General features: G+C 75.2%; 20 protein-coding genes. 9 read left to right on the top strand and 11 right to left on the bottom strand.

Features of this window, described 5'->3' with window-relative positions; all coding sequences use genetic code 11:
• Positions 1-10: 10 nt before the first annotated feature.
• The gene (locus tag Q5530_RS36770; RefSeq protein WP_415367532.1) at positions 11-973 is read left to right on the top strand and encodes an ornithine cyclodeaminase family protein; all 963 of its coding nucleotides are present in this window, start codon (positions 11-13) and stop codon (positions 971-973) included.
• A complete protein-coding gene (locus Q5530_RS36765) occupies positions 970-2,031 on the top strand; it encodes a histidinol-phosphate transaminase (RefSeq protein WP_415367531.1) in 1,062 nt (353 codons plus the stop codon). The genes Q5530_RS36770 and Q5530_RS36765 overlap by 4 nt, the downstream gene beginning before the upstream one ends.
• 91 nt (positions 2,032-2,122) lie before the next feature.
• On the opposite strand, the gene Q5530_RS36760 is transcribed toward Q5530_RS36765, so the two are convergent.
• A complete protein-coding gene (locus Q5530_RS36760) occupies positions 2,123-2,542 on the bottom strand; it encodes a DUF2000 domain-containing protein (RefSeq protein WP_380638987.1) in 420 nt (139 codons plus the stop codon).
• Positions 2,543-2,750: 208 nt separating this feature from the next.
• On the opposite strand from Q5530_RS36760, the gene Q5530_RS36755 reads away from it, so the two are divergent.
• Positions 2,751-3,371 carry a hypothetical protein gene (locus tag Q5530_RS36755; protein ID WP_415367530.1) on the top strand — a complete coding sequence of 207 codons (621 nt, stop codon included), beginning with the start codon at positions 2,751-2,753 and terminating at the stop codon, positions 3,369-3,371.
• Between the two features lie 24 nt (positions 3,372-3,395).
• On the opposite strand, the gene Q5530_RS36750 is transcribed toward Q5530_RS36755, so the two are convergent.
• From Q5530_RS36750 to Q5530_RS36735, 4 genes are all read right to left on the bottom strand, one after another.
• Positions 3,396-4,685, bottom strand: coding sequence for a hypothetical protein (locus Q5530_RS36750; RefSeq protein ID WP_415367528.1), 1,290 nt, complete (start codon positions 4,683-4,685; stop codon positions 3,396-3,398).
• Positions 4,682-6,019 (bottom strand): alpha/beta hydrolase domain-containing protein, encoded by a 1,338-nt coding sequence (locus Q5530_RS36745; protein ID WP_415367527.1) that lies wholly within the window; start codon positions 6,017-6,019, stop codon positions 4,682-4,684. The genes Q5530_RS36750 and Q5530_RS36745 overlap by 4 nt, the downstream gene beginning before the upstream one ends.
• A gap of 91 nt (positions 6,020-6,110) precedes the next feature.
• A complete protein-coding gene (locus Q5530_RS36740) occupies positions 6,111-6,674 on the bottom strand; it encodes a QsdR family transcriptional regulator (protein ID WP_415367566.1) in 564 nt (187 codons plus the stop codon).
• A gap of 188 nt (positions 6,675-6,862) precedes the next feature.
• On the bottom strand, positions 6,863-7,660 hold the full coding sequence (locus tag Q5530_RS36735) for a TetR/AcrR family transcriptional regulator (RefSeq protein WP_415367526.1): 798 nt from the start codon (positions 7,658-7,660) through the stop codon (positions 6,863-6,865).
• A 106-nt stretch (positions 7,661-7,766) separates the two neighbouring features.
• Here Q5530_RS36735 and Q5530_RS36730 point away from each other — a divergent pair, with 106 nt between their 5' ends.
• Complete coding sequence (locus Q5530_RS36730) at positions 7,767-8,357, top strand: GNAT family N-acetyltransferase (protein ID WP_415367524.1); 591 nt, start codon at positions 7,767-7,769, stop codon at positions 8,355-8,357.
• Between the two features lie 88 nt (positions 8,358-8,445).
• On the opposite strand, the gene Q5530_RS36725 is transcribed toward Q5530_RS36730, so the two are convergent.
• Positions 8,446-9,780, bottom strand: coding sequence for a cytochrome P450 (locus tag Q5530_RS36725; protein ID WP_415367523.1), 1,335 nt, complete (start codon positions 9,778-9,780; stop codon positions 8,446-8,448).
• A 90-nt stretch (positions 9,781-9,870) separates the two neighbouring features.
• Between Q5530_RS36725 and Q5530_RS36720 the strand changes: the two genes are divergently transcribed.
• From Q5530_RS36720 to Q5530_RS36710, 3 genes are all read left to right on the top strand, one after another.
• A complete protein-coding gene (locus Q5530_RS36720) occupies positions 9,871-10,566 on the top strand; it encodes a TetR/AcrR family transcriptional regulator (protein ID WP_415367521.1) in 696 nt (231 codons plus the stop codon).
• 131 nt (positions 10,567-10,697) lie between these two features.
• The gene (locus tag Q5530_RS36715; protein ID WP_415367520.1) at positions 10,698-12,842 is read left to right on the top strand and encodes an MMPL family transporter; all 2,145 of its coding nucleotides are present in this window, start codon (positions 10,698-10,700) and stop codon (positions 12,840-12,842) included.
• 268 nt (positions 12,843-13,110) lie between these two features.
• Positions 13,111-16,146 (top strand): discoidin domain-containing protein, encoded by a 3,036-nt coding sequence (locus Q5530_RS36710; protein ID WP_415367519.1) that lies wholly within the window; start codon positions 13,111-13,113, stop codon positions 16,144-16,146.
• A gap of 4 nt (positions 16,147-16,150) precedes the next feature.
• Here the strand turns inward: Q5530_RS36710 and Q5530_RS36705 are convergent, their stop codons facing one another.
• Entirely contained in the window at positions 16,151-17,104 is a 954-nt protein-coding gene (locus Q5530_RS36705; protein WP_415367565.1) for an NADP-dependent oxidoreductase, read from the bottom strand.
• 135 nt (positions 17,105-17,239) lie between these two features.
• Positions 17,240-18,190 (bottom strand): substrate-binding domain-containing protein, encoded by a 951-nt coding sequence (locus Q5530_RS36700; protein WP_415367517.1) that lies wholly within the window; start codon positions 18,188-18,190, stop codon positions 17,240-17,242.
• A 252-nt stretch (positions 18,191-18,442) separates the two neighbouring features.
• On the opposite strand from Q5530_RS36700, the gene wrbA reads away from it, so the two are divergent.
• Complete coding sequence (gene wrbA / locus Q5530_RS36695; RefSeq protein WP_415367516.1) at positions 18,443-19,060, top strand: NAD(P)H:quinone oxidoreductase; 618 nt, start codon at positions 18,443-18,445, stop codon at positions 19,058-19,060.
• Between the two features lie 68 nt (positions 19,061-19,128).
• On the opposite strand, the gene Q5530_RS36690 is transcribed toward wrbA, so the two are convergent.
• The 3 genes from Q5530_RS36690 to Q5530_RS36680 all read right to left on the bottom strand — a co-directional run bounded on the left by Q5530_RS36690 (position 19,129) and on the right by Q5530_RS36680 (position 22,626).
• Complete coding sequence (locus Q5530_RS36690) at positions 19,129-20,178, bottom strand: endo-1,4-beta-xylanase (protein ID WP_415367515.1); 1,050 nt, start codon at positions 20,176-20,178, stop codon at positions 19,129-19,131.
• A 169-nt stretch (positions 20,179-20,347) separates the two neighbouring features.
• Entirely contained in the window at positions 20,348-21,517 is a 1,170-nt protein-coding gene (locus tag Q5530_RS36685) for an RtcB family protein (protein ID WP_415367513.1), read from the bottom strand.
• A gap of 92 nt (positions 21,518-21,609) precedes the next feature.
• Complete coding sequence (locus Q5530_RS36680; RefSeq protein ID WP_380639094.1) at positions 21,610-22,626, bottom strand: zinc-dependent alcohol dehydrogenase; 1,017 nt, start codon at positions 22,624-22,626, stop codon at positions 21,610-21,612.
• Positions 22,627-22,754: 128 nt separating this feature from the next.
• Here Q5530_RS36680 and Q5530_RS36675 point away from each other — a divergent pair, with 128 nt between their 5' ends.
• Positions 22,755-24,464, top strand: a complete 1,710-nt coding sequence (locus tag Q5530_RS36675) for a dihydroxy-acid dehydratase (RefSeq protein WP_415367512.1) — start codon at positions 22,755-22,757, stop codon at positions 24,462-24,464.
• Positions 24,465-24,564: the final 100 nt, after the last annotated feature.

Here is a 24,564-nt window from a genome sequence, read left to right as displayed (position 1 = left end):
TCGGAGTCCCATGCTGTTCCTCGACGAGCACGAAGTGCACCGGCTCTACCCGGTGAAGGCGGCCATCGACCTGATGGCCGAGGCGATGCGCCGGTACAGCTCGGGCCTGGTGACCCAGCCGCTGCGCACGATCCTGCGCCCGCCGACCGAGACGGGGCTGCTCGGCACCATGCCGTGCCACGTCGCGGGCGACGGCCACGCCGGGTTCGGGCTCAAGGCGATGGTGCTCAAGCCGGAGAACCCGGCCCGCGGCCTGGACCTGCACATCGGCGTCGTCATGGTGTTCGACCCCGACACCGGGCGGCCGCTGGCCGTGATGGACGCGGGCGCGATCACCGCCATCCGCACGGCCGCGGTGTCCGCCGTGGCCACCGACGCCCTGGCCCCGGCGGGCGCGGGCGACCTGGCGGTGCTGGGCTCCGGCGTGCAGGGGCGGAGCCACCTGCGGTCGATGGCCGCGGTGCGCGAACTGCGCCGGGTCCGGGTGTGGAGCCGGACGCCGGAGCACGCCGCGGCCTACCGGGAGTGGGCGGCGGCGGAGCTGGACGTCGACGTCGAGGTGGCGCCGGACGTGCGGTCCGCGCTGGCGGGCGCCGACCTGGTCTGCACGACGACGGCGAGCAAGGAGCCGATCGTCGAGCCGGGTTGGGTCGCGCCCGGCGCGCACCTCAACGTGGTCGGCGGCTCGTTCGCCGACGCGCGCGAGCTGGCGTCGCGGGTGGTCGCGGACGCGGCCGTGTTCGTGGACAGCCGCGAGTCGGCGGCCACCGAGTCCGGCGACCTGCGCGCGCCGCTGGCCGAGGGCCTGATCGGGCCGGACCACGTGCGGGCGGAGCTGGGCGAGGTGCTGCTCGGCGGGCACCCGGGCCGCGGCTCGGCCGAGGAAACCACCCTCTACAAATCGCTCGGCCTGGCCGTGCAGGACACCATGTCGGGCTTCTACGTGGCCCGCGCCGCGCTGGAGGGAAGATGACGCCGGTACCCCGTCCCGCACTGGACACCGTGCCGCTGTACGTGCCGAAACCGCCGGTCGCTCGGGCGGACGGCACCTCGCACCGGCTGTTCCTCAACGAGAACCCGTACCCGCCGCTGCCGTCGGTGCTGGCGGAGGTGGCGCTGGCGGCGCGGGTCGCCCACCACTACCCGGAGATCATGCCGGGCGACCTGGTGGCCGCGCTGGCCACGCGGCTGGGCGTGCCCGAGTCCGACGTGGTCACCGGCCCCGGCTCGGTGGGCATCTACCAGCAGATCGCCCAGGCGGTGCTCGAACCCGGCGACGAGGTGGTCTACGCGTGGCCGTCGTTCGAGGCTTACCCGATCGTGGCGCGGATCGCCGGCGCGCGGGCGGTCGAGGTGCCGCTGCGCGACGGCGCGCACGACCTGGCGGCCATGGCGGCGCGGGTGACGGACCGCACCCGCCTGGTGTTCCTGTGCGAGCCCAACAACCCCACCGGCACCTCGGTCCGGTCGGCCGACCTGGAGGCGTTCCTGGCCGCCGTGCCGTCCTCGGTGCTGGTGGTGCTGGACGAGGCGTACCACGAGTTCTCGGGCTCCGGCGTGGACGGCGTGGCGCTGTACCGCGACCACCCCAACGTGGTCGTGCTGCGCACGTTCTCCAAGGCGTACGGGCTGGCGGGGCTGCGCGTCGGGTACGGCGTGGCGCACCCGGTGATCAGCGCGGCGCTGCGGAAGTGCGCGGTCCCCTGCGGGGTCAACGGGATCGCGGTGCGCGCGGCCATCGCGTCGCTGGCGGTGGAGGACGAGCTGTTCGCCCGCGTGGACGGGATCGTGCGGGAGCGGGACGCGCTGCGGGCGGCGCTGGCCGAGCGCGGCGTGCCGGTGCTGCCCAGCGAGACCAACTTCCTGTGGCTGCCGCTGGGGCCGCGCGCGGCGCAGGTGGCGGCGACCCTGGAGGCGGCGGGTCTGATGGCCCGCCTCTACCCCGGTGAGGGCATCCGGCTGACCGTCGGCACGCCGGAGGCCAACGCCCGGGTGGTCACCGTGCTGGAGGACGCGCTGGTGCGGGTCTGAGAGCCGGTCGGCGGGGGTGGCCGGCCCGGCCACCCCCGTTCGTCACCGAATTCACCGGTCCACCGGTTCATCGGCTCATTCGGTTCACCGATTACCGGTAGAGGCCGAAGTTGCCCACGAGCTTGTCCACGGGCTTCTTCGGCCCGGCGAGGCCCACCCCCACGTAAGGCAGGTCGCCGGTGCCGATCTCGGACATCCGCGAGATGTACTCGTCATAGGTGCGCGAGGTCTGCGCGGTCCGGGTGAAGTCGACGACGAACACCTCGGGCACCGCCGCGGCCCTCACCACCAGCGAGGCCAGCGAGGCGGTGTCACCACGCAGGATCGGGACGGGGATGCCGGTGATCCCCTGGTGCAGGAAGCCGTCGGCGTCCTTCACGTCGTCCCCCAGCACGCCGTCGACGTGGCGGCCGATGGTGAGCGAGAGGATCGCCGCGGTGTTGAGCGCCAGCCCCACGGGCAGCTCACCGTCGACGACGATCACACATTTGTCGGGTGCGTTGACCACCATGGCGCCACCGTACCAATGGTGATCTTGATCGATGCCGTGGGGCGGACCGGTGGTACTGTTGGAGGGTGCCGGGGGGTGATCGACCGGCTGCGGTGGGGATTCGAACATCGCCCAACAGGCCCTCTTGGGCTTTTCCGTTCCGCAAACGAGACGTGGATTACACGAAGTCCTGTCTACCGGAGGGCTCACAGCGGGTAATGATGGCCACGTGACGAAGGCCCAGAGGATCGCGGCGGCGTGGGCGACCCTGCCCGCAGCGGAACTGCTAGAGCAGGTGCGCGGCATGGTCAAGGCGGGGGACGCGGTCGCCCGCGCCGTCTGGGCCGTCGTGCGGGAGGACCCGGTGGTCGCGGCGCGCGTCCGCGGCGCGCTGGCCGGTCTCAAGGCCGAGCACCGCGGTCACCGCGACGAGTCCATGTGGCTGCTGTGGATCAACCGCGCCCAGCGGCAGCTGGCCGCCGACGCCGCGCCCGTCGCCCCGGTGGCCGTGGAGGTGGTGGTCGACACCCCCGCCGACACCGCGTTCGACGAGACCGCGTTCGGGGGCGCCGCGGCGGGCCACCAGCCGCTCGGGCAGGAGGTGTTCGGGCAGCAGACGCTCGGGCGGCAGGTGTTCGAGCAGGAGGCGTTCAGCAGGCAGCCCTTCGCGCAGCAGCCCTTCGGTGAGCAGGCGCCCGGGAACCACACGGCGGGGAACCACAGGGCGGGGAACCAGGCGCCCGGCGGACCCGCCTTCGACGAGACGGCGCTCAAGGCGCCGGAGGTCGTGGCGCCCCGCCCGCGGACGAGCGCGCCGGCGGTGCTGTTCCAGGAGCCCACCACCGCCTGATCCGGCGCACCCGCCCGGGTTCGTTCAGCCCACCCGCACGTCCAGGTAGTCCTTGAACTGCACGCTGACCGAGTGCCGGTCCGACGGCCAGTTCCGCACCGCGACCGTGCGCGACCCGCCGCCCGTGCCCCGGGCGACCTGGGTGATCCGGACGGCCCCGGCGGCGTCGGCGCGGGCGGGCAGGTAGGTGTCCGTCGCGGTCAGGAACGGCAGTGAGCCGAACGGCGGCACCACCGCGCCGGGCGTGGACGCGAGGTCGCAGCCGTCGTCGAACACGAACGCCGCCAGCACCTGGCGCACCCGAGGCGCGACGGCCGGTGCGAGGACGTCGACGCCGTCGAACTCCAGGCGGTCGTTGTCGGCGGGCTGGTCGGCCCACCACTCGCGGTTGCGGACGACGGTGACGGCGGTGTGCGTCGGGCACCGGTCGACCTGGTCCCCGATGCCGCCGGGGACCGACACCTGGAGCCGCAGGAAGCGGTCGTCGCGCTCGAACGGCTCGAAGTAGGAGTGGTGCGTCGGCTCCCCCTCGCGCAGCAGCACCAGTTCGTGGTGCCTGCCGCCGACGACCGGCAGCGGGCCGAACGAGCCGTCGGGCGCGGTGCGCGTGGTGTGCCGGGGAAGGCCGCGCCGGGCGCCGGTCCGGCCGTCGACCTCCCACACCACCAGCAGGCCCTCCACGCCGGTGTTGCGCGGGAAGTGGGTGGCCCGCCCGGCGATCTCGACCGAGGTCGGGGCCTCGGGCAGCACGCGCGTGGTGAGGGCGTCCCGGTCCCGCAGGAACCGGTGGACGTGCGCGAACCCGTCGGCCGAGGTGGCGGTCTCGGTGTGGCCGAGGGTGGTCAGGTACACGTTGGTGGCGCCGCCGATCGACCCCGTGGGTTGCAGGCTCCCCCACAGCGCCAGCGTCGGCACCCCGCCGGGCGGCGAGGCGCTGGAGCGGCCGTCCACGTTGACGTACCGGCGCACCAGGGCCGCCCGCTCCGGGGTGGCGAGGAAGGTGTGCAGGACGGTCGTGCCGCGCGAGTGGGCGACGACGTCCACGACGGGCGAACCGGTGCGGGCGCGCACGTCGGCCAGGAACGCGTCCAGCCCGGTGACCGCCTGGTCGTTGGTCGCCACGCCCGTGTCGTACTCGTAGGCGTGCAGCAGGCGGTCCGGGAAGCCGTTGGAGGCGAACCGCTTGGCGTTGGACTGCCACTGCTGCGCCGAACCCTGCTGGCCGTGCACGAAGACGATCGGGGTGCGGGTCTCGGCGTGGGCCGGGACCGCGGTCGTGGGCAGCAGCAGCGCGATCGCGAGCAGGAGCCTCATCGCGCACCCACCGCGGCGCGCAGGTTCCGCTTCGCGTCGGCGGGCAGCAGGTGGCCCGCGCGGACGTTGGCGAGGTCGGCGGCCACCACGCGCCGCACGTAGGAGGCGCGGTCCGGGTAGAGGCGCGCCAGGGTCTGCTCGTCGAAGGGGACGTGCGTGCCGAACAGCCGGCAGAACGCCTCCCCGGAGTTGTCGCCGGTGTTGAGCGCGGTCGGCGCGACGACCTGCGACAGCCGGATGCCGCCCAGCGCCAGGCCCAGTTCGTCCCGCTTCCTGGTCACGCCGTCGGCCTCGAACTCCAGCGGCGGCGCCGTCGGCGGTGGGGTGCCGCGCTCGACCCACCGCCGCAGCTGCTCGTGGGCCGCCGCGGTCACGTGGTGCACCGGCACCCGGCTGAACGGCGGCCGGTCGCAGTCGTACGCGGGCGCGCCGCCGAGGTCGCGCTCGGAGATCGGGGCCCGGTAGACCTGGCCGGCGTGTCCGGAGTGCGCCCCGCCCGCCACCTCCCAGCGGCGGAACCGGTCGGTGTCCGGGGGCCGCTGGGAGGTGCGCACGTCGGTCTCGGACAGCACCTGGAAGACGGGTTCCGCGCCGACCCGCGTCGGGGCCGGGCCGACGACGAAGCCGTAGCCGTCGAACACCGGCTCCCGCGCGGGCAGGACCCGGTCGTAGAGCACGGTCATCCGCGCGGCGGACTGCGACGCGCCGATCGCCAGCAGCGTCCGGGGGCGCAGCCCGCCGGTGACCGAGCCGTTCGCGACGGCGCGGCCCGCCTGCGTGAACACGTCGTAGGACAGCTCGTCGGCGGTGAGGCGTCCCCCGCCGGTCACGTCCAGGCCCCCGTAGCGGGCCGGGCTCCACGCCCGCAGCTGGTCGACCCCGACCCGCTGCGCCGACACCCCGACCCAGGCGTGGCCCTCGCGCACCACGGACTCGGCGTGCCACAGCGCGTCCAGGTCGTAGCCCGCGGTGACGTTCTGCCACTCGACCAGCGCGGTGCCGCTGAAGTCGCGCGCGTGCGCCGGCCGCCGCACCACGACCCGGGTCGCGTAGGGCACGTCGGCGGCCACCGGCGCGCCGTCGGTGGCGAAGCCGTCGGCCGTGCCGGAGACGTGGAACTCCTGCTCGACGTAGCCTGCGGCGGCCAGGTCGTCGGGGGTGGAGAAGAACGGGTAGGTGTCCTCGATCCGGTCCGCGAGCCGGTCGCCCGGCAGCGCGCCGGGCAGCGGGCCGACCACCCGCGGCCCCGGTTCGGTCTCTGCGGCGGTGGCGGGGGCGGTGGGGAGCAGGAGCCCCAGCAGGGCCGCGAGCGGGACCAAGCGCCTGAGCGACATACCGACTCCCTCGTCGGGGGCAGGGCACCTGCGAACCTGCCGGCCGCCGGCGACGGGCGCCAGCACGTGCCGGGATCGTGAGACCGCGGTCTCAGCGGCGCAGCACGGTGCGGGCGGCCCGCTCGACGAGGTCGGGGTCCAGCGGCGTGCCGCCCAGCAGCTCGGCGTAGAGCGCGGACTCCACGATGCGCACGTAGAGGAACGCGACCTGGCCGAGCGCGGGCCCCGGCGGACCGGGTTCGCCGCGGACCTCCAGCAGGATCCGCTCCTGCGCGCGGACCGCCCGCCGGTGGACCGCGTCGCAGCCGCCGAACAGCACCCGGGCGGCCGTGTCGGGTTCGCCGCGCAGGAACGCGCGGAACGGCGCCGCCGCCCGCAGCCGGTCCACGAAGCAGCGGGTGACCTCCAGGACGCCCTCGACGCCGTCGTGCGCGCGCCGCTGCCGCGCCCGGACCAGCTCCCGGTCCGCGAGCAGCCACAGCACGTCACCGAGCAGGCCGTCCCGGCCGCGCACCACGCGGTACAGCGTCGCCCGGCTGATGGCGAGGGCCGTGGCCAGCCGCTCCATGTCCACCGCGCCGTGCCGGAGGAACAGCTCGCAGGCGGCCCGCACCACCTGGTCCCGGGTCACCACCCGCCGCGCGCCGTCCACCATCGCCAACCCGCTCCCGTCGGACCCGCTCCCGCCGGACCATTCCCGCCGGCCCGCGCCCGCCAGCCCGCTCCTGCCGGCCCGCGCCCGCCGGACCGCGCTCCCGGCCCACCGGCATCATGGACCGGGCGAGCCCGGCGGCGTAACGGTGGAACCACCGGTGTCGCCGGAGGCGGGCACGTGCGACCCGATCAGGAAGGCCGACCGCGCCCCGCCAGGAACACCTCGACCCCGTCCAGCACCCGGGCCAGGCCGAAGTCGAACTCCGCGTCGAGGTCCACGTCGGGGGTCGCCGGGTCGACCGCCAGCCACGGGTGGCGGCCGGTCCCGATCGCGCCCGCGAGCCTGCCGAGCCGCGCGGTCCACCAGCGGCGGACGGTCACGCCGGTGTCGCGCGCCGCGTCGTGCTCCGCCGCCGCCGTGGTGGCCAGGCCCTGCGCGTAGCCGCTCACCAGCAGGTACACCGACAGCGCGGTCCGGTGGTCCAGGCCGTGGCCGGAGAGCGCGGCGAGGAACCGGTCCACGGTCGCGAGCACCCCGGGTCCCAGCGGTGGGCGCGTGGTGGCGAGCACGGCCACCGCCCACGGGTGCCGCCGGTAGCGCGCCCACTCCTCGCGCGCCTCGTGCTCCAGCACCACCCGCCAGTCCGGGGAGCGGACCGGGCGGTGCTCGGCGAGCACGGCGTCCACCACGGCGGTGAGCAGGGCCTCCCGGCTCGGCACGTGCCGGCGCAGGGAGGTCACCGGGATGCCGAGGCGGCGCGCGAGGACGTCCGGCGACAGCGCGCCCAGCCCCTCCGCGTCGGCCAGGGCGATCGCCGCGCGCACGACCGAGGTCCGGTCCGGCCGCTCCGGCGGGGGTCGCCGGCTCGGGCGCCCGTGGTCCCGGCGGGCGCGGTAGGCGCGGGCCTGGCAGGCGCGCCCGCAGCAGCGGCGCGGCCGTCCCCGCCCGGACGGCGTGATCACCGTGCCGCACTGGGCGCACCCCACCTGCCCACCCCCCCTTTCGTCACACCTCGACGGTGTGACGCAATCGCTCGACCGCCGGGCCCGTCGGGACCACTGTGGACTCCACAGCCTACGGAGAGGAACCCCCGTGATCGTGCGCCGTGCGGCACCGGACGAACTCGACGCCCTCGGCCGGGCCTGTGCCGAGGCGTGCGCGGACGAGGCGGTCACCGCGTGGGTGGGCGCGGGCCGGGAGGAGGTGCCGGTCGACTTCGCCCGGGTCTTCCTCGACCACGCGCTGCGCGAGCACGAGGTGCTGGTGGCCGAGGGACCGGCGGGCATCGAGGGCGTCTCGACGTGGTCACCGGGCCCGGTGGCCGTGCCGGAGGTGGAGGGCCTGCCCGAACGCCTCGCCACCGTCCTCACCGCCACCGCCGCCCGCCACCCGGAGGCGCCGCACCTGTACCTGGCGTCGATGGGGGTGCTGCCCCGGCACCGGGGCCGGGGCGTGGGGGGCGCGATCCTGCGGCACCGGTTGGCCCGCGCCGACGCCGACGGGCAGCCCGTCCACCTGGAGGCGAGCACGCCGCGCAGCGCGGAGTTGTACGCCCGGCACGGGTTCCGCCCCCTGGGGCCGCACATCGACCTGCCCCCGGACGGGCCCGCCTGCGGCCGATGTGGCGGGATGCCCGGACGTCGGCGGATCAGCCGACCTGACCACCGCGGCACGACCGGATGACCGTCAGCGCAGGGCCGGGAGGTCCGCGTCCGGCACGCGGTGGGAACCGACGAGCGGAGGATCGCGGCCCGGGTGCGCCTCGGTGGCGTCAGCGACTCGCGCTGTCGCGGGTCGGCGGCGCGGGGCGGGGGTGCCGGTCGCGCCGCCGGACCACCGCGCGCCCTCCCCGGCCCGGCGCGCTGGCGACCCCGCGCGAGTACCACCGCTCGTCGCGCTCGTCGGTCGGCTCCAGGTGGAAGTCGCGCAGCAGGGTGCGCAGCACGACGTCCATCTCCATGGTCGCGAAGGCGGCCCCGATGCAGCGCCGGGTGCCGCCGCCGAAGGGGATCCACTCGTACAGGTCGGGCTTCGCGTCGAGGAAGCGGGTCGGGTCGAAGGCGCGGGCGTTCGGGAAGACCGACTCGTCCTCGTGCACGAGCGAGATGGCGACGAGGACGTTCTGCCCGCGCGGCAGCGTCCAGCGGCCCAGCCGGAAGCTCTCCGCCCTGACCTGGCGGCCGACGAGGTCGATGACCGGGCGGGTGCGCTGGACCTCCAGCAGGGTCGCGTCGCGCAGCGCCCGGCCGCCCGCGTCGGACTCCTCGACCAGCCCGCGCAGCACGTCGGGGTGGCGGCGGAGCCGTTCCACCGCCCAGGCGAGGGTCGTCGCGGTGGTCTCGTGCCCGGCGCTGAGCAGGGTCAGCAGCTGGTCGGCGATCTGGGCGCGGCCGAGCGGGGAGCCGTCGTCGTAGCGGCTCTGGACCAGCAGGGCCAGCACGTCGTCGCGGTCGTCCAGGTGGTCGTCGTGGGACGCCCGGGTGATCAGCCGGTCGACGATCTCGTCGTACCGGCGGCGCATCCGCCGGAACCAGCCCCAGGGGCCCGCGCCGCCGCGCGGGAACGGGAGGGTGGCCAGGCGGGAGCCGAGGGCGACCATGCGCGGCAGGAGCGCGCGCAGGCGGTCGAGCTCGGCGCCCTCCGCGCCGAAGACCGCGCGCAGGATGGCGTTGAGGGTGATGCGCATCATCGACGGCAGGGTGGCGAACGCCCGGTCGCGCGGCCACGTCGCCAGCTCGCGCGCCGCCTCCTCCTCGACGATCCGCTCGAACGCCGCGAGCCTACGGCCGTGGAACGGGGGCACGAGCAGTTTGCGCTGCTTGTGGTGCTCCTCGCCGACGAGCGCGAAGAACGAGCCCGGACCGAGCACGCGGCCCAGGTTCGGCTGGATGTTCTCCACCGCCCCGGAGCGGCTCAGGAACAGCTGCTTGATCTCGGCGGTGTTGGCGAGGACCAGGGCGTGGCCGAAGATCGGCACGTTGACCGAGAAGGCGTCGCCGTAGCGCTCGCGCATCTGCCTCAGGCCGCGACCGGGGACCGTCAGGGCGTAGGCGCCCTGCACCGCGCGGGGGACGGTGGGGCCGGGCGGGAGGACTTTCGACGTCATCGACCGGCACCTCTTCGTTGGTACGTTGGCGTACCAGGGTGACGGTACGCTGGCGTACCATGCCTCACAAGGGGCTGGACGGAGGACGGCGTGCAGGAGGCGACCACGGCGGGGCCGGGTGTGGCCGGGCCGGGTGTGGCGGGGCCGGGTGTGGCCGGCGCAGGTGTCGCAGACCCGAGCGCGGGCGAGGCAGACCCGGGCGAGGACGACCGGGCCACCGGCTACCGCAGGCGACTGCTCGACGGCCTGGCCGCGTGCATCGCCCGAGACGGCTACCGCGCCACCACGGTCGCGGACGTGGTGGCGCACGCGCGCACCTCCCGCCGCACCTTCTACCAGCACTTCCCCGACAAGGAGGCGTGCTTCGCCGCCCTCCTCGCCGACACCACCGCGAACATGGTCCGCCGGATCTCCGCCGCCGTGGACCCGACCGCGCCGTGGGACGCGCAGGTGCGGCAGGCGGTGGAGGCGTGGATCGGCTGCGTCGAGGCCGCGCCCGCCCTCGTGGTCAGCTGGATCCGCGACGTGCCCGCCCTCGGCCCCGCCGCGCGCCGGTTGCAGCACGACGCGATGGAGGCGTTCATCGTCATGGTCCAGGAGCTGAGCGGCACCGAGCGGTGGCGGGACCTCGGGGTCGAGCCGGTGTCGCGGGAGCTCGCCGTCATGCTGCTGGGCGGGCTGCGCGAGCTGAGCGCCACCACCACCGAGAGCGGCAGGCGGATGCGCGAGGTCGCCGACGTCGCGGTGCGCGCGTCAACCGCGCTGCTGGGTCCGCGGCCCCGGTAGACCACCCGCGCGGGCGGTTTTCGACCGGCCCGGTCGGCAACCCGGGTCCGGACAGACCAACGGCGATCGCGCCCCGAGGACGTCCCCACGGGAGCGAACGGGCGCCCGCCGCCGCCGGAACGGACCTGATCATGGCAACTCTGCTGCACCGCCTCGGGCTCGCGTCGGTCCGCCGCCGGGGTGTGGTGGTCGCGGCCTGGCTGCTCGTGCTGCTCGGCGTCGGCGCGGCCGCCGCCGTGCTGACCGACGACACCGTCAGCACGTTCGAGATCCCTGGCCAGGAGTCGACCACGGCGCTGAACATCGTGACCGAGCGGTTCGGCGAGACGTCCTCGGGCGCCGAGGCCCAGGTGGTCGTGCGCGCGCCGGACGGCGGCGCGATCACCGACCCGGCCACGGCCCGGCAGGTGACCGCGCTGGTGGGCGAGCTGGCGCGGCTGCCCGGCGTCGGGTCGGCGAGCAACCCCCTCGACCCGGCCTCACCGGTGGTCTCGGCCGACCGGCGCGCGGCCTACAGCACCGTCTCCTACACCGCGCCCGCCCCCGAGATCACCGACGACGAGCGCGCGGCGCTGCTGGACGCGGTCGGCCGCGCGCGCGACGGCGGGTTGGACGTCGAGGTGCGCGGTGAGGCCACCCAGGAGCCCGTCGCGGTCGGCGGGCCGGCCGAGGCCGTCGGCGTGGTCGTGGCGCTGGTGGTGCTGGCGATCACCTACGGCTCCCTGGTCACCGCGGGCATGAACCTGCTGACCGCGGTCGTGGGCGTCGGCGTCGGGGCGCTGGGCATCACCGCGCTCACCGGCGTGGTGCAGCTCCAGTCGACCACGCCGATCCTGGCGGTGATGCTCGGCCTGGCCGTGGGCATCGACTACGCGCTGTTCATCGTCACCCGGCACCGGCACGAGCTGCGGGCCGGTCGGCCGGTGGCGGAGGCGGCGGCCACGGCGGTCGGCACCGCCGGGTCGGCCGTGGTCACCGCGGGACTGACCGTGGTGATCGCGCTGTGCGGGCTGGCGGTGACCGGCATCCCGTTCCTGGCCGAGATGGGCCTGGCCGCCGCGGGCACGGTGGTCATCGCCGTCCTGGTCGCGGTCACCCTGGTCCCGGCGGTGCTGGGGTTCGTCGGCTCGCGCGCGCTGCCGCGCGGTGCCCGCCGGGAGCCCGCCGAGCCGCGCGACCGCGGCTTCTACCGCGGCTGGGCGACCACGGTGACCCGCCACCGCTGGACGAGCCTGCTGGTCGCCGTCGTCGCGCTCGGCGTGGTCGCGATCCCGGTGCTGTCCATGCGCACCTCGCTGATCCAGCACCCGGCCGACGACACCACGCAGGCCCGCGCCGACCGGCTGGTCTCCGACCACTTCGGCCCCGGCTTCACCGGTCCCCTGCTGGTGCTGGTCGACGGGCCCGACGCCGCGGCGAGGTCCGCCGAGGTGCGCGAGCAGGCCGCCGCCCTGCCCGACGTGTCCCTGACGACCCCTCCGCAGGTCGACGCCGACGGGTCGGCCGCGCTGATCACCGTCGTCCCGTCCTCCGCGCCCGACGACCGGGCCACCGAGGACCTGGTGCACGCGCTGCGCGACCGGATCCCCGACACCGACGGGGCCCGCGTGTACGTCACGGGCACCACCGCGGTCAGCATCGACGTCTCCCACCAGCTCGACCGGGCCCTGCCGGTCTACCTGGTGCTGGTCGTGGGCCTCGCGCTGGTCCTGCTGGTCCTGGTGTTCCGCTCCATCCCGGTGCCCGTGGTCGGCGTGCTGGGCTTCCTGCTGACCACCGGCGCGGCCCTGGGCGCGACCACGGCCGTGTTCCAGTGGGGGTGGCTGGCCGACGTGGTCCGGGCGGACGGCACCGGCCCGCTGATGAGCCTGTCCCCGATCATCGTCGTCGGCATCCTGTTCGGCCTGGCGATGGACTACCAGGTGTTCCTGGTCTCCCGGATGCACGAGGCCCACGCGCACGGGGCCGAGCCCCGCGCCGCGGTGGTGACCGGGTTCCGCCAGGCCGCGCCCGTCGTGGTCGCGGCGGCGGCGATCATGTTCTCCGTGTTCGCCGGGTTCGTGCCCGAGGGCGACGGCGCGATCAAGCCGATCGCGTTCGGCCTGGCCACCGGCGTGCTGTTCGACGCCGTCGTGGTGCGCCTGGTCGTCGTGCCGGCCGCGCTGGCGCTGCTGGGCGGAGCCGCGTGGTGGCTGCCCCGTTGGCTGCACCGGCTGCCCTCGCTGGACGTCGAGGGGACCGCGCTGACCGAGCGGGGGCCGGTGCCGTCGTCCTGAGACGTCCTGGTCCACAGCGGTTCGCTGTGCGTCGCCGGGAGCGGCCGGCGGGTGACCGAGGTGCGGCCGAAGCGGCAGCTGCGCCCGGCGGCGATGCCGCGTCGGCAGCGACGGTGGCAGCGGCGGTGACCGGTCGGTGGCCCAGTGTGCTCCGCGCATATTTACAACGTTGGAAAAGTGGGCTAGAAACATCTCACCGGTGACGGCGCGGGGTGGCGCACCCACGAGCCCCCGTCGGCGCCGCCCCGACGAAGAACGGGAGCCGCCCGTGCCGCCCTTCCGCCGTCCCGGAGCCGTCCTCCTCGCCGTCGCGCTGATCACCGGCGCGACCACGCCCGTCGCAGCCGCGCCGACGCCCGCACCCGCCGCCGAGCCGTACCCGATGTACCCGCCGGTGGGCGCGGGCACGGCGCTGTTCGACCACGGGGCGAAGCTGGCCGGTTTCGTGGAACCGGACTGGTACGAGGCGAACATCCCGTTCGTCGACCTGCCCGACGCCGAGATCGAGGACACCTACTACTACCGCTGGCGCACCTACAAGGAAGCCCTCAAGTACACCGGCCCCGAGGACGGGTGGATCGTCTCCGAGTTCCTCGGCCCGGTGGGCTACTCCGCCCCCGGCGGCGGGATCGTGGCCGCCGCCGGGCACCACGTCTACGAGGGCCGCTGGCTGCGCGACAGCCGCTACCTCGACGATTACCTGGACTACTGGCTGCGGGGCAGCGGCGCGGGACCCAAGCCCGCCACCGACTTCCTCAACGAGCACACCACCGACTGGGCCCACCAGTACTCGTTCTGGGCCGCCGACGCGGTGGTGGCCCGCGCCCGGGTGGACGGCCGGTGGGACTTCGCCGTGGACCGGCTGCCGGAGCTGGAGCGGCAGTGGGCCGCGTGGGCGCCGCAGTTCGACCGCGACCTGGGCCTGTACTGGCAGGTCCCGGTGTGGGACGCGATGGAGTACACCGCGAGCGCCTACCAGAGCGACGACCCGTACCACGGCGGCGACGGCTTCCGGCCGACCATCAACGCCTACCAGTTCGGCGACGCGGTGGCCATCGCCGAGCTGCTGCGGTCACGTGGCCGGTCCGGCGACCAGCAGGCCGCCGCCCGGTACGAGGAGGCGGCCCGCGCACTTCAGTCCAATGTGGACAAGCACCTGTGGAGTGCCGACGAGCAGTTCTACCGGCACGTCATGCGCGACGACCGGACCGCGGTCCCCGACCGCGAGCAGATCGGGTTCGTGCCCTGGTACTTCCGCATGGCCCCGCCGAGCGCCGCCCCGGCGTGGGCGCAGCTGACCGACCCGATGGGCTTCGCCGCGCGGTTCGGCCCGACCACGGTGGAGCGCCGCAGCCCGTGGTTCATGCACGACGCGCTCGTGGGCTGCTGCCGGTGGTCGGGACCGAGCTGGCCGTACGCCACCAGCCAGGCGCTGACCGCGATGGCGAACCTGCTCACCGACTACCCGCCCCAGCCTTACGTGGACCGGCAGGACTACTACGACGTGCTGCGCGGGTACGCGCTGACCCAGCGCAAGGACGGCCGGCCGTACGTGGCCGAGGCGCACCACCCGGACGAGGACCGCTGGCTCTACGACGGCCGGGGGCACAGCGAGGACTACAACCACTCGACGTTCAACGACCTGGTGCTGTCCGGGCTGCTGGGCGTCCGGCCGCGCACCGGCGAGCAGGTGCGGATCTCGCCGCTGGTCCCGGCGGACTGGGACCACTTCGCCGTGGAGAACGCCCCGTACCACGGGCGCAACCTGACCGTGGTGTGGGACCGGGACGGCGACACCTACCACCGGGGAGCGGGCCTGCGCGTGTGGGTGGACGGGCAGCTCGTGCACCACCAGGCGGACCTGCGCCCCGCCGACGTGCGGGTGGGCCCGGCGCGGCGGGTCGCGGCCGTGCCGCTGGTGGACGACCTGGCGAACGTCGCCGGGACCGGCCACCCGGCGGCGTCGGCCTCCCACACCTGGCACGCCGACTCGCCCGCGGACGCCGTCGACGGCCAGGACTTCCACCTCGACGTCCCGTCCACCCGCTGGACCAGCTACGGCAGCCCCGACCGGCAGGACTGGCTGGCGGTGGACCTGGGCGCGCCGACGCCGGTCTCCGACGTGCGGATCTCCTTCTACGACGACGGCGGCGGGGTGCGCACCCCGGACGCCTACGACCTCCAGTACCGCACCCCCGCGGGCGAGTGGGCCGAGGTGCCGGGGCAGGTCAGGACACCGCGCACGCCCGAGCGCGGCCGGGTCCACCGGGTGCTGGTGTCGCCCCCGGTGCCGACCGACGGGCTGCGGGTGCGGCCGTCGCGCGCGGACGGCGGCGCGGTCGGCATCACCGGGCTCCAGTCGTGGCGCGCCGAGGACCCCCGGGTCACCGCCCGGCTGCGCGCGGACGACGACGGGGCGCTGCGCGTGCGGCCGGGACTCGTCACCGAGGTCGTCGCGGAGGTGCGCGCGAGCGGTCCGCTGACCGTCCGGCCCGCGTTGCCGGTGCCCCGGGGCCGGCGGGCGGAACCCCTCGGGCCCTCCGGCGACCTGGCGGTCGCACCCGACCGGCCGGTGGAGCCGCGCTGGCGGCTGCACGTGCCCGCGGACGTCGCGCTGGGGCAGCGGGCACCCCTGCGGCTGGTGGTCCCCACGCTCCCGCCGGACGGTCGCGACACCGCCGACCTGGTGCACGCCGAGGCGGTGTTCGACCCGGCCGACTTCACCACCCCGGTGTGGGACGACCGGTTCGACGGCCCGCTCGGCGCGTACCGGGTCGGGGCCCGCTTCGGCGAACCGGTGCCCGACCCGCGCACGGAGGGCGGTGCGCTGGTGGTCGAGGCGCTGCGGCAGTCCGCCGCCGTGCTCGCCGCCCCGGTCACCGCGCCGCCGGGCGACCTGGCCGTGGTGCTGGAACCCCGGTCGTTCGCCGGGGCCGCGCCGGAGGACAGCGTCCTGCTCGGCCGCGCGAACGGCCCGGACGACCTCGTGCCGGCCTGGTACAACCACCACTTCCGCACCTCGGCCGCCGACGTCCGGGTCGGGGGCCGCGACCGGGGTGACGCCGCCGGCGGCTGCTGCGCGAACGTGACGTGGACGCCCGGGGACCGGTTCGCGGTCGTGTTCGACGGGGGCGTGATGACCGGCTGGGTCGAGCACGGGGGCCGGTGGCGGGGACTGCGCGAGGTCCCGTTCGGCACCGCGGTCGACCCGGCGCGGGTCGAGGGCTGGTCACCCGCGATCGGCGTGCGGGTGACCGGCGGGCGGCTGGAGCTGGAGCGGATGACCGTGCTGGGGCGGCGTTGACCGGTCAGGGGGCCACCCGCAGCACGAGCTTGCCCCGCACGCGCCCACCGCCCAGCAGTTCGTGCGCCCGCGCGGCCTGCTCCAGCGGCAGCACCTCGGCCACCTCGACCCGGACCACGCCCCGGTCGATCAGCCCGGCCAGTTCGGTCAGCGCCGCGCCGTCCGGCTCGACCAGGAACGACCGGGCCCGCACGCCCCGCTCCCGCGCCGCCCCGACCAGTTCGGGCGACGCCCCGCCGGGCACCGCGACCAGCAGCCCGCCGGGCGCCAGGGTGGACAGGGAGCGGGTGCCGGTGTCGTCGACCTCGTCACCGACCAGGTCCACCACCACGTCCACGTCCCGGACCGCGTCCTCGAAGCGGGTGGCGGTGTAGTCGACCACCTCGTCCGCGCCGAGTTCGCGCAGCCACCCGTGCTTGTCGGCGCGGGCGGTGCCGATGACGTGCGCGCCCAGGTGCCTGGCGAGCTGGACGGCGAAGTGGCCCACTCCCCCGGCGGCGGCGTGGACCAGCACCCGTTGGCCGGCGCGCACGTCGGCGGTGTCCACCAGGACCTGCCAGGCGGTGAGCGCGGCCAGCGGCACCGCGGCCGCCGCGTCGTGGTCGAGGGTCTTCGGCTTGCGCGCGAACTGCCGGGAGGGCGCGGTGACGTACTCGGCGTAGCCGCCGGCGGCGCGCGGGAACCACGGCATCCCGTAGACCTCGTCGCCGACCTCCAGCGCGTGCACCCCGAAGCCGACCTCCTCGACCACCCCGGAGACGTCCCAGCCCACGGTGAACGGCGGCTCGCCGAGGACCCCCGCCATCCCGCCGCCGCCCCGGGTCTTGTGGTCGACCGGGTTCACCCCGGCGGAGACCACGCGGACCAGCACCTCCGTCGGCAGCGGCGCGGGCTTCGGCACGTCGGCCACCCGCAGCACGTCGGGACCGCCGAACGCGTCCTGGACGACGGCGCGCATGGTGCTCATGGAATTCCCTCCCACCGGCCGGGCCCCGTGCCCGGCAACACCCGGAACGCTGTGCCGCGGGGAGCGGCAGCCCGCGCCACCGCGTCACGACCGGCGCGTCACGACCGGCCCGTCACGACCGGCGCGTCACGACCGGCGCGTCACGACCGGCCCGGTCGAGGACCGCACCACCAGCTCCGTGGCCAGCTCGACACGCCCGACCGCGGGTTCCCGCCCCTCGATCAGGTCCCCCAGCAACCACCCCGCGCGCCGCCCCATCTCACCGAGCGGCTGGCGGACGGTGCTCAGCGCCGGCGAGGAGCGCCCGGCCGCGGGCAGGTCGTCGAACCCGATGACGCTCAGGTCGCCGGGCACCGACAGCCCCGCCGCGCGGGCCGCGTCGATCACCCCGAGCGCCTGTTCGTCGTTGGCCGCGAAGACGGCCGTGGGCCGCCGGGGCGAGGCCAGCAGTTCGCGCGCCTCCCGGTAACCGCCCTCGCGGGTGAAGTCGGCGTGGCGCACCAGCGCGGCGTCCGGTCCCGCCCCGGCGCGGGCCAGGGCGGCGCGGAACCCGTCGAGGCGGGCGGTGCTGCACAGCACGTCGCGCGGGCCGCCGACGACGCCGACGCGCCGGTGCCCGAGCGACAGCAGGTGCTTGGCGGCCATCACGCCGCCCTCCCGGTTGGCGGCGGCGACGCTCGGCAGCGCGGGGTCCGCGACATCGACGGGGTCGATGAGCACCACCGGCATCCGGGCGCGGGCGAACACGCGCCGCTCGGCGGGGTCGAGCGGGCACAGCACCAGCAGCACGCCGGCCCGGCGCGCCTCGACGAGGCCGGTGACCGGCGACGGGCCGCGGCCGGCCGGCGAGGACATCACCACGTCCAGCCCGGAGTCCACCACGCCGCGCATGAGCTCCATGGCCCAGGAGCTGTTCAGCGCGGGCAGGACGAGTTCCACCAGCGGCGCCGACCCGGGTTCGCGCGGGCGCCACCCGGTCGACGGGCCGACGTGGCACCGGCGGTGGGCGACCCCGGTCACCGCGGCGGACCGAACCCCTGCCGTGGTCGCGGCGCTGGCCATCGTCAATCGGCACATGGCAGCGATAGTATCGATGCGAGCGCGAAAGACAATAACCAGCTTGAGCAGCCACGACGTTCCACAAGGCTGAATCGATGCACTCCAGTGCGGGTCGCCAAGGTGAGTTTCATCGGTTAAAGGTCGAGAATAGTTTCGCAAACTTTCGACAGCGATGACCCGATCGGGCCGAATTCCCGGGTGGAGGTGAGGCCCGGTCCCCAGCGGGTACGCCACCCGCTGATCCCCCACCACGCCGAACCGGGAGAGCCGATGTCAGACCTGAAGACCGCGGTCGTCTACTACTCCGCCACCGGCAGCGTCCACGCCATGGCCCAGGCCGCCGCCAAGGCCGCCGAGGACGCCGGTTCCGAGGTGCGGCTGCGGAAGGTGCGGGAGCTGGCCCCGGAGGAGGCCATCGCGAGCAACCAGGGCTGGGCGAGCCACGCCAAGCAGACCCAGGACCTCCCGGAGGCGACCCTCGACGACCTGGAGTGGGCCGACCTGCTGATCTTCGGCGCGCCCACCCGGTTCGGCATGCCCGCCGCGCAGCTGAAGCAGTTCCTGGACACCACGGGCCCGCTGTGGGGCGCGGGCAAGCTGGTGAACAAGGTGGCGACCTCGTTCACCTCGGCGGCCACCGCGCACGGCGGCCAGGAGACCACGATCACCGCGCTCAACAACACCTTCTACCACTGGGGCTGCGTCATCGTCCCGCCCGGCTACGCCGACCCGATCCAGTTCCAGGCGGGCAACCCCTACGGTGCCAGCCACGTGTCCAACAACGGCCAGGTCCCGCCCGGCCAGGTGGAGCTGGACGCGATCTCGTTCCAGGCGCGCCGCGCGGTGGGGATCGCCCGCGCGCTGAAGGTGGGCCTGGCGTCGGCGTAGTCGCCGCCGGAACGGGCCGCTGACGGCGTCAACGGCCCGTTCCGGCCGTTCAACCGCCCACCCGCCGCTCAACCGCCCAGCAACGCGGACCGCACGGAGTAGTAGGCGGGCTTCTCCTCACCCCGGCCGTCGAACAGCAGCGGTGTCCCCGAGGCCCGCCACGAGTCGGTGTCGCGGATGCCCCACACGGTGATGCCGGCGCACCGCAGCACCGAGAGGCAGTCCCGGACGACCCGGCGGTAGCCGTCGGCCTGGGCCTGCCCGGAGCCCTCGACGTCCAGTTCGGTGATCTGCACGTCCACGCCGAGGTCGGCGAAGTTGCGCAACGTGGTCCGGAAGTCGGCGGGCACCGGGTTGCCGCTGCCGAAGTGCGACTGGAGGCCGACGCAGTCGATGGGCACGCCGCGCGCCCTGAAGTCCCGGACCATCCGGTGCACGGCCTGGGTCTTCGCGTGCGCCCAGCTCTCGACGTTGTAGTCGTTGTAGCAGAGCTTCGCGCCCGGGTCGGCGGCCCGCGCGGTCCGGAACGCCGCCTCGATCCAGTCGTCCCCGGTGCGCTGGAAGGAGGAGTCGCGCCGCCGACCCGAGGTCCCGTCGACGAACGCCTCGTTCACCACGTCCCACGAGTGGATCCTGCCCCGGTAGTGGGTCACGACCCCGGTGACGTGGTTCAGCATCGCTTGGCGCAGCGCTGTGCCGCTCAGGCCCTGCAACCACCCCGGCAGGCCCGAGTGCCACAGCAGGGTGTGCCCGCGGACCTCCGCGCCGCGCGCCAGGGCGTGGTCCACGATGCGGTCGGCGTTGGTGAAGTGGAACTCGCCCTGCCTGGGCTCGGTCGCGTCGAGCTTCATCTCGTTCTCGGGCGTCACCACGTCGAACTCGCGGTTCAGGATGCCCGCGTACACGGGGTCGGCCAGCTTGTTCGCGGCCACGGCGGTGCCGAACCAGCGACCGGTCAGGTTCGCCGCGGCGGCCAGGGTCGTGCCGGTGCGGGCCGCGGCGGCGTCCGCGTCCGGCAACGGCGCGGCCGACAGCGCGGGGCCGGCGGCGAGCAGGAGGCCGGCGGCCACCACGGGCACGACGGCGAGGGACAGGGCGGTTCGGGAGGATCGGCGCACTCGACGGGTCCTTTCCGGACGCGGGACGCGGCGGCCGGCACGGACCGGGAACGGAGCCCGGGGTCCGTGCCGGCCGGCGCGGTGAGCACGATCGTCAGACGAGGCCCTCCAGCGGGTCAAGGGTTGCCGAAAGCTTGCGCAAAGGTGGCACCCCGCCGGGTGGCCCCCGTCAGTCGCCCTTCACGTTGACCACCTGCCGCAGGGTGTGGCGCACCTCCACCAGGTCCTCGGCGTCCCGCATCACCACGTCGATGTCCTTGTACGCGGCCGGGATCTCGTCGATGAACGCGTCCGTGTCCCGGTACTCGATGCCCTCCATCGCCTTGCGCAGGTCGGCCCGGCTGAACGTCCGCCGCGCCCGCGACCGCGAGTACTCGCGACCCGCGCCGTGGGGCGAGGAGTTGAGCGAGACCGGGTTGCCCTTGCCCACCACGACGTAGGACGCGGTGCCCATCGAGCCGGGGATGAGGCCGGGACGGCCCCGCTCGGCGTTGATGGCGCCCTTGCGGGACAGCCACACGTCCTTGCCGAAGTGCTTCTCCTGCTCCGTGTAGTTGTGGTGGCAATTCAAAACTTCCAGCCGCCGCACGTCCTGGCCGATCCAGTCGGACAGGCGGTCGACCACCCGGTCCATCATCTCCTCGCGGTTGAGCCAGGCGAACTCCTGGGCCCAGCGCATCTCCCGGATGTAGCGCCAGAACTGCTCCTCGCCCTCGACGAGGTAGGCCAGGTCCGGGTCGGGCAGGTCGATCCAGCGCCGCTCGCACTGCTGCCGGGCGATGGCGATGTGCTTCTGCGCGATCTTGTTGCCGACGCCGCGGGAGCCGGAGTGCAGGAACAGCCACACCTGGTCGGTCTCGTCGACGGTCACCTCGATGAAGTGGTTGCCGCTGCCCAGGGTGCCGAGCTGGAGCTGCCAGTTGCCCGCGTACGAGGCGGGGTCGAAGCCGGCCTCCTCCGCGCTGCGGGTGAGCGCCTCGACGCGCTCGCGGGCGGTGTCGGTGAGCGAGTTGTTGTACTTGCCCGCGGAGAGCGGCACGGCCTTCTCGATGGCCTGGCGGAGCGGCGCGAGGGGGCGGGAGCGGAGGTCTTCCCGGGTGAACTGGGTGCGCACGGCGATCATCCCGCAGCCGATGTCGACGCCGACGGCGGCGGGGATGATCGCGCCCAGGGTCGGGATGACGCTGCCGACGGTGGCGCCCTTCCCCAGGTGGGCGTCGGGCATGAGGGCCACGTGCGGGTGGATGAACGGCATGCGCGAGGTCTTCTCGGCCTGCTCGCGGGTGCCGGGGTCGAGGATGGACGCCCAGTTCACCAGGCGCTTGTTGATGTGCTCCACGGTTCTCCTCTGCTCGTGGAGGAAGTTATGCGGCGGCGGGCGGTGCCGCGACCCATATTCCCCGGCGAAGTCCGACCGCTCGGCGCGACCGGTCAGGCCGGGCGGGGGTCGACGTGGACCTTGGGCCCGGGGCCGGCCCCGGCGGGTCGCCGCCCGGCGAGCACCGCGCCGACCTGGTCGAGGCCGACGGTGGCGGCGACGAGCGGCCTCGGGTCGACCGCGCCGGTGGCGTAGGCGTCGATGGTGGCGGCCAGTCCCGGCGAGGCGGACAGGACGCCGACCGCGGTGACGTCCTTGAGCGCCAGGGTGCGGGTGTCGACGCTGCTCGGTGCGCCCGCCAGCCCGATGTAGACGAGGCGGCCGGCGGGTTCGACGACGTCGAGGGCCAGGGCGGGCAGGTGCCGGGCGTTCGAGGCGTCCACGACCGCGTCGAACGGCAGGTCCGGGAGGTCGTGCTCGGTCCAGGTGTGGGCGAAGCCGAGGGAGCGGGCGAACGCGAGGGAGTCCGGGGTGACGCCCATGAGGTGGACCTCGGCCCCGGCGGCGCGCAGGAACATCGCGACCAGCAGGCCGATGGTGCCCGGTCCGAGGACCAGGGCCCGGTCGCCGGGTCCGGCGGCCGCGGCGCGGGCCGCGCGCAGGGCGTTGCCGCCCGGTTCCACCAGCGCGCCGAGCACGGGGTCCACGGCGTCGGGCAGGGCGTGCAGCGACGAGGCGGGCACGGCCAGCCGCTCCGCGAGCGCGCCGGGGCGGCCGTCGCGGATGCCGACCTCCTGCCGCCGCTCGCACACGTGCCGGTGCCCGCGCCGGCAGCGGCGGCAGGAGCCGTCGCCGATCATGGTGTCGCCCATGACGCGCCGGCCGAGCCAGGCGGGGTCCACGCCGTCGCCGAGCGCGGACACGCGGCCCGCCCACTCGTGCCCCGGCCGCAGCGGGTAGGAGGAGTGCCCCTCGTGCAGGTAGGCCATCTCGCCGGTGAAGAACTCGACGTCCGTGCCGCAGACGCCGACCCGCTCGACGTCCACGACCACCTCGCCGGGCACGGCGACCGGGACCGGGACGTCCCGGACCTCGAACTCGCCCGGTCCGGTGAGCACGAAGGCGCGCATGGCGCCCGTCGCGGCGCGGCCGCGTCCCGCCCGCCGGTCGGGTGCTGTCGCGGCGTCGGGCATGTGCGTACCTTCGGGGTTGTCCGGCATCCGGATCACCGTACCCAGTGCACAGGAGGCGGTCGGGGATGGAGCTGCGCAGCGCGCGGTGGTACGCGGGTCGGGACCGCGACGCCTACATCCACCGGGCGTGGATGCGGCGGGGTGCGCCGGGCGACGCCTTCGACCGGCCGCAGGTCGCGATCGCCAACACCGCCTCTGACCTCACGCCGTGCAACTCGCACCTGACCGAGGTCGCCCGGTCGGTGCGGACCGGCGTCCACGAGGCGGGCGGGGTCGCGCTGGAGCTGCCGGTCGTGTCGCTGGGCGAGACCCAGGTGCGGCCGACCGCGATGCTGTGGCGCAACCTGGCCGCGATGGCCGCCGAGGAGCTGCTGCGGGCCAACCCGGTCGACGGGGTGGTGCTGCTGGGCGGCTGCGACAAGACCATCCCGGCGCTGCTCATGGCCGCCGCGTCGGTCGACCTGCCCGCCGTGGTGGTGCCCGGCGGGCCGATGCTGACCGGCACGTTCCGGGGCGTGCCGCTGGGGTGCGGCACCGACGTGTGGCGGCTGTCGGAGGAGGTCCGGGCGGGGACGCTGTCGGTCGAGCAGTTCACCCGGTCGGAGTCCGCGATGATCCGCAGCCGGGGCCACTGCAACACCATGGGCACCGCCTCCACCATGGCGCTGGTCGCCGAGGCGCTGGGCGTGGTCGTGCCCGGGGTGGCCGGCACGCCCGCGCCGGACAGCCGCCTGCTGGAGGCCGCCCACGAGACCGGGCGGCTGGCGGTGTCCCTGATCGCCGCCGACCGGCGGCCGAGCTCCTTCCTGACCGCCGGGTCGTTCCGCAACGCGATCGTGGCGCTGGCCGCGATCGGCGGGTCGACCAACGCCGTGGTGCACCTGCTGGCCATCGCCGGGCGGCTCGGGATCGAGCTGACCGTCGACGACTTCGACCGCGTCGGCTCGCGCGTGCCGGTGCTGGTGGACCTGCTGCCCGCCGGGCGGTTCCTGATGGAGGACCTGCACCGCGCCGGCGGTCTGCTCGCCGTGCTGCGGGAGGTGCGGGACCTGCTCGACCCGGACGCGCTGACCGTGACGGGCAGGCCCCTGGTCGACTACCTGGACGACGCCCCGACCTGGGACCCGGAGGTGATCCGCCCCCGCGCCGCGCCGCTGGTGGCGGAGGGCGGCATCGCGGTGCTGCGCGGCAACCTGGCGCCCCGGGGCGCGCTGATCAAGCCCGCCGCCGCGTCGCCGGGCCTGCTGCGCCACCGGGGCCGCGCGGTCGTGTTCGACTCCGTCGAGGACTTCCGGGCCCGCGTGGACGACCCTGACCTGGACGTGGACGCCGACTCGGTGCTGGTGCTGCGCGGCTGCGGGCCCCGGGGCTACCCCGGGATGCCGGAGGTGGCCAACATGCCCCTGCCCCGGAAGCTCCTGGAACGGGGGGTGCGCGACATGGTCCGGGTGTGCGACGGCCGGATGAGCGGCACCGCCTACGGCACCGTGGTCCTGCACGTCACCCCCGAGGCGGCCGCCGGGGGTCCGCTGGCGCTGGTGCGGACCGGCGACGTCGTCGTCCTGGACGTGGCCGCCCGCCGCATCGACGTCGAGGTGTCCGACGCGGAGCTGGCCCGGCGCACGCCCGACGCGGCCACGGTCGCCGGGTTCGCCGACCCCCGGCGCGGCTGGGAGCGCCTCTACGTCGACCACGTCCTCCAGGCCGACACGGGGGCCGACCTGGACTTCCTGCTCGGCTCCAGCGGTTCGGGGGTCGGCCGCGAGTCGCACTGACGGTGCCGGAACCACGGCGCCGGGGTCCGGGGGGCGAGGTCCGGGGGGCGAGGTCCGGGGGGCGAGGTCCGGGGGGCGAGGTCCGGGGGGCGAGGTCCGG

It is taken from the genome of Saccharothrix sp. BKS2, from assembly GCF_047689505.1.
Classification (GTDB): domain Bacteria; phylum Actinomycetota; class Actinomycetes; order Mycobacteriales; family Pseudonocardiaceae; genus Actinosynnema; species Actinosynnema lopnurensis.
This window is presented reverse-complemented; position numbering and strand designations above follow the sequence as displayed.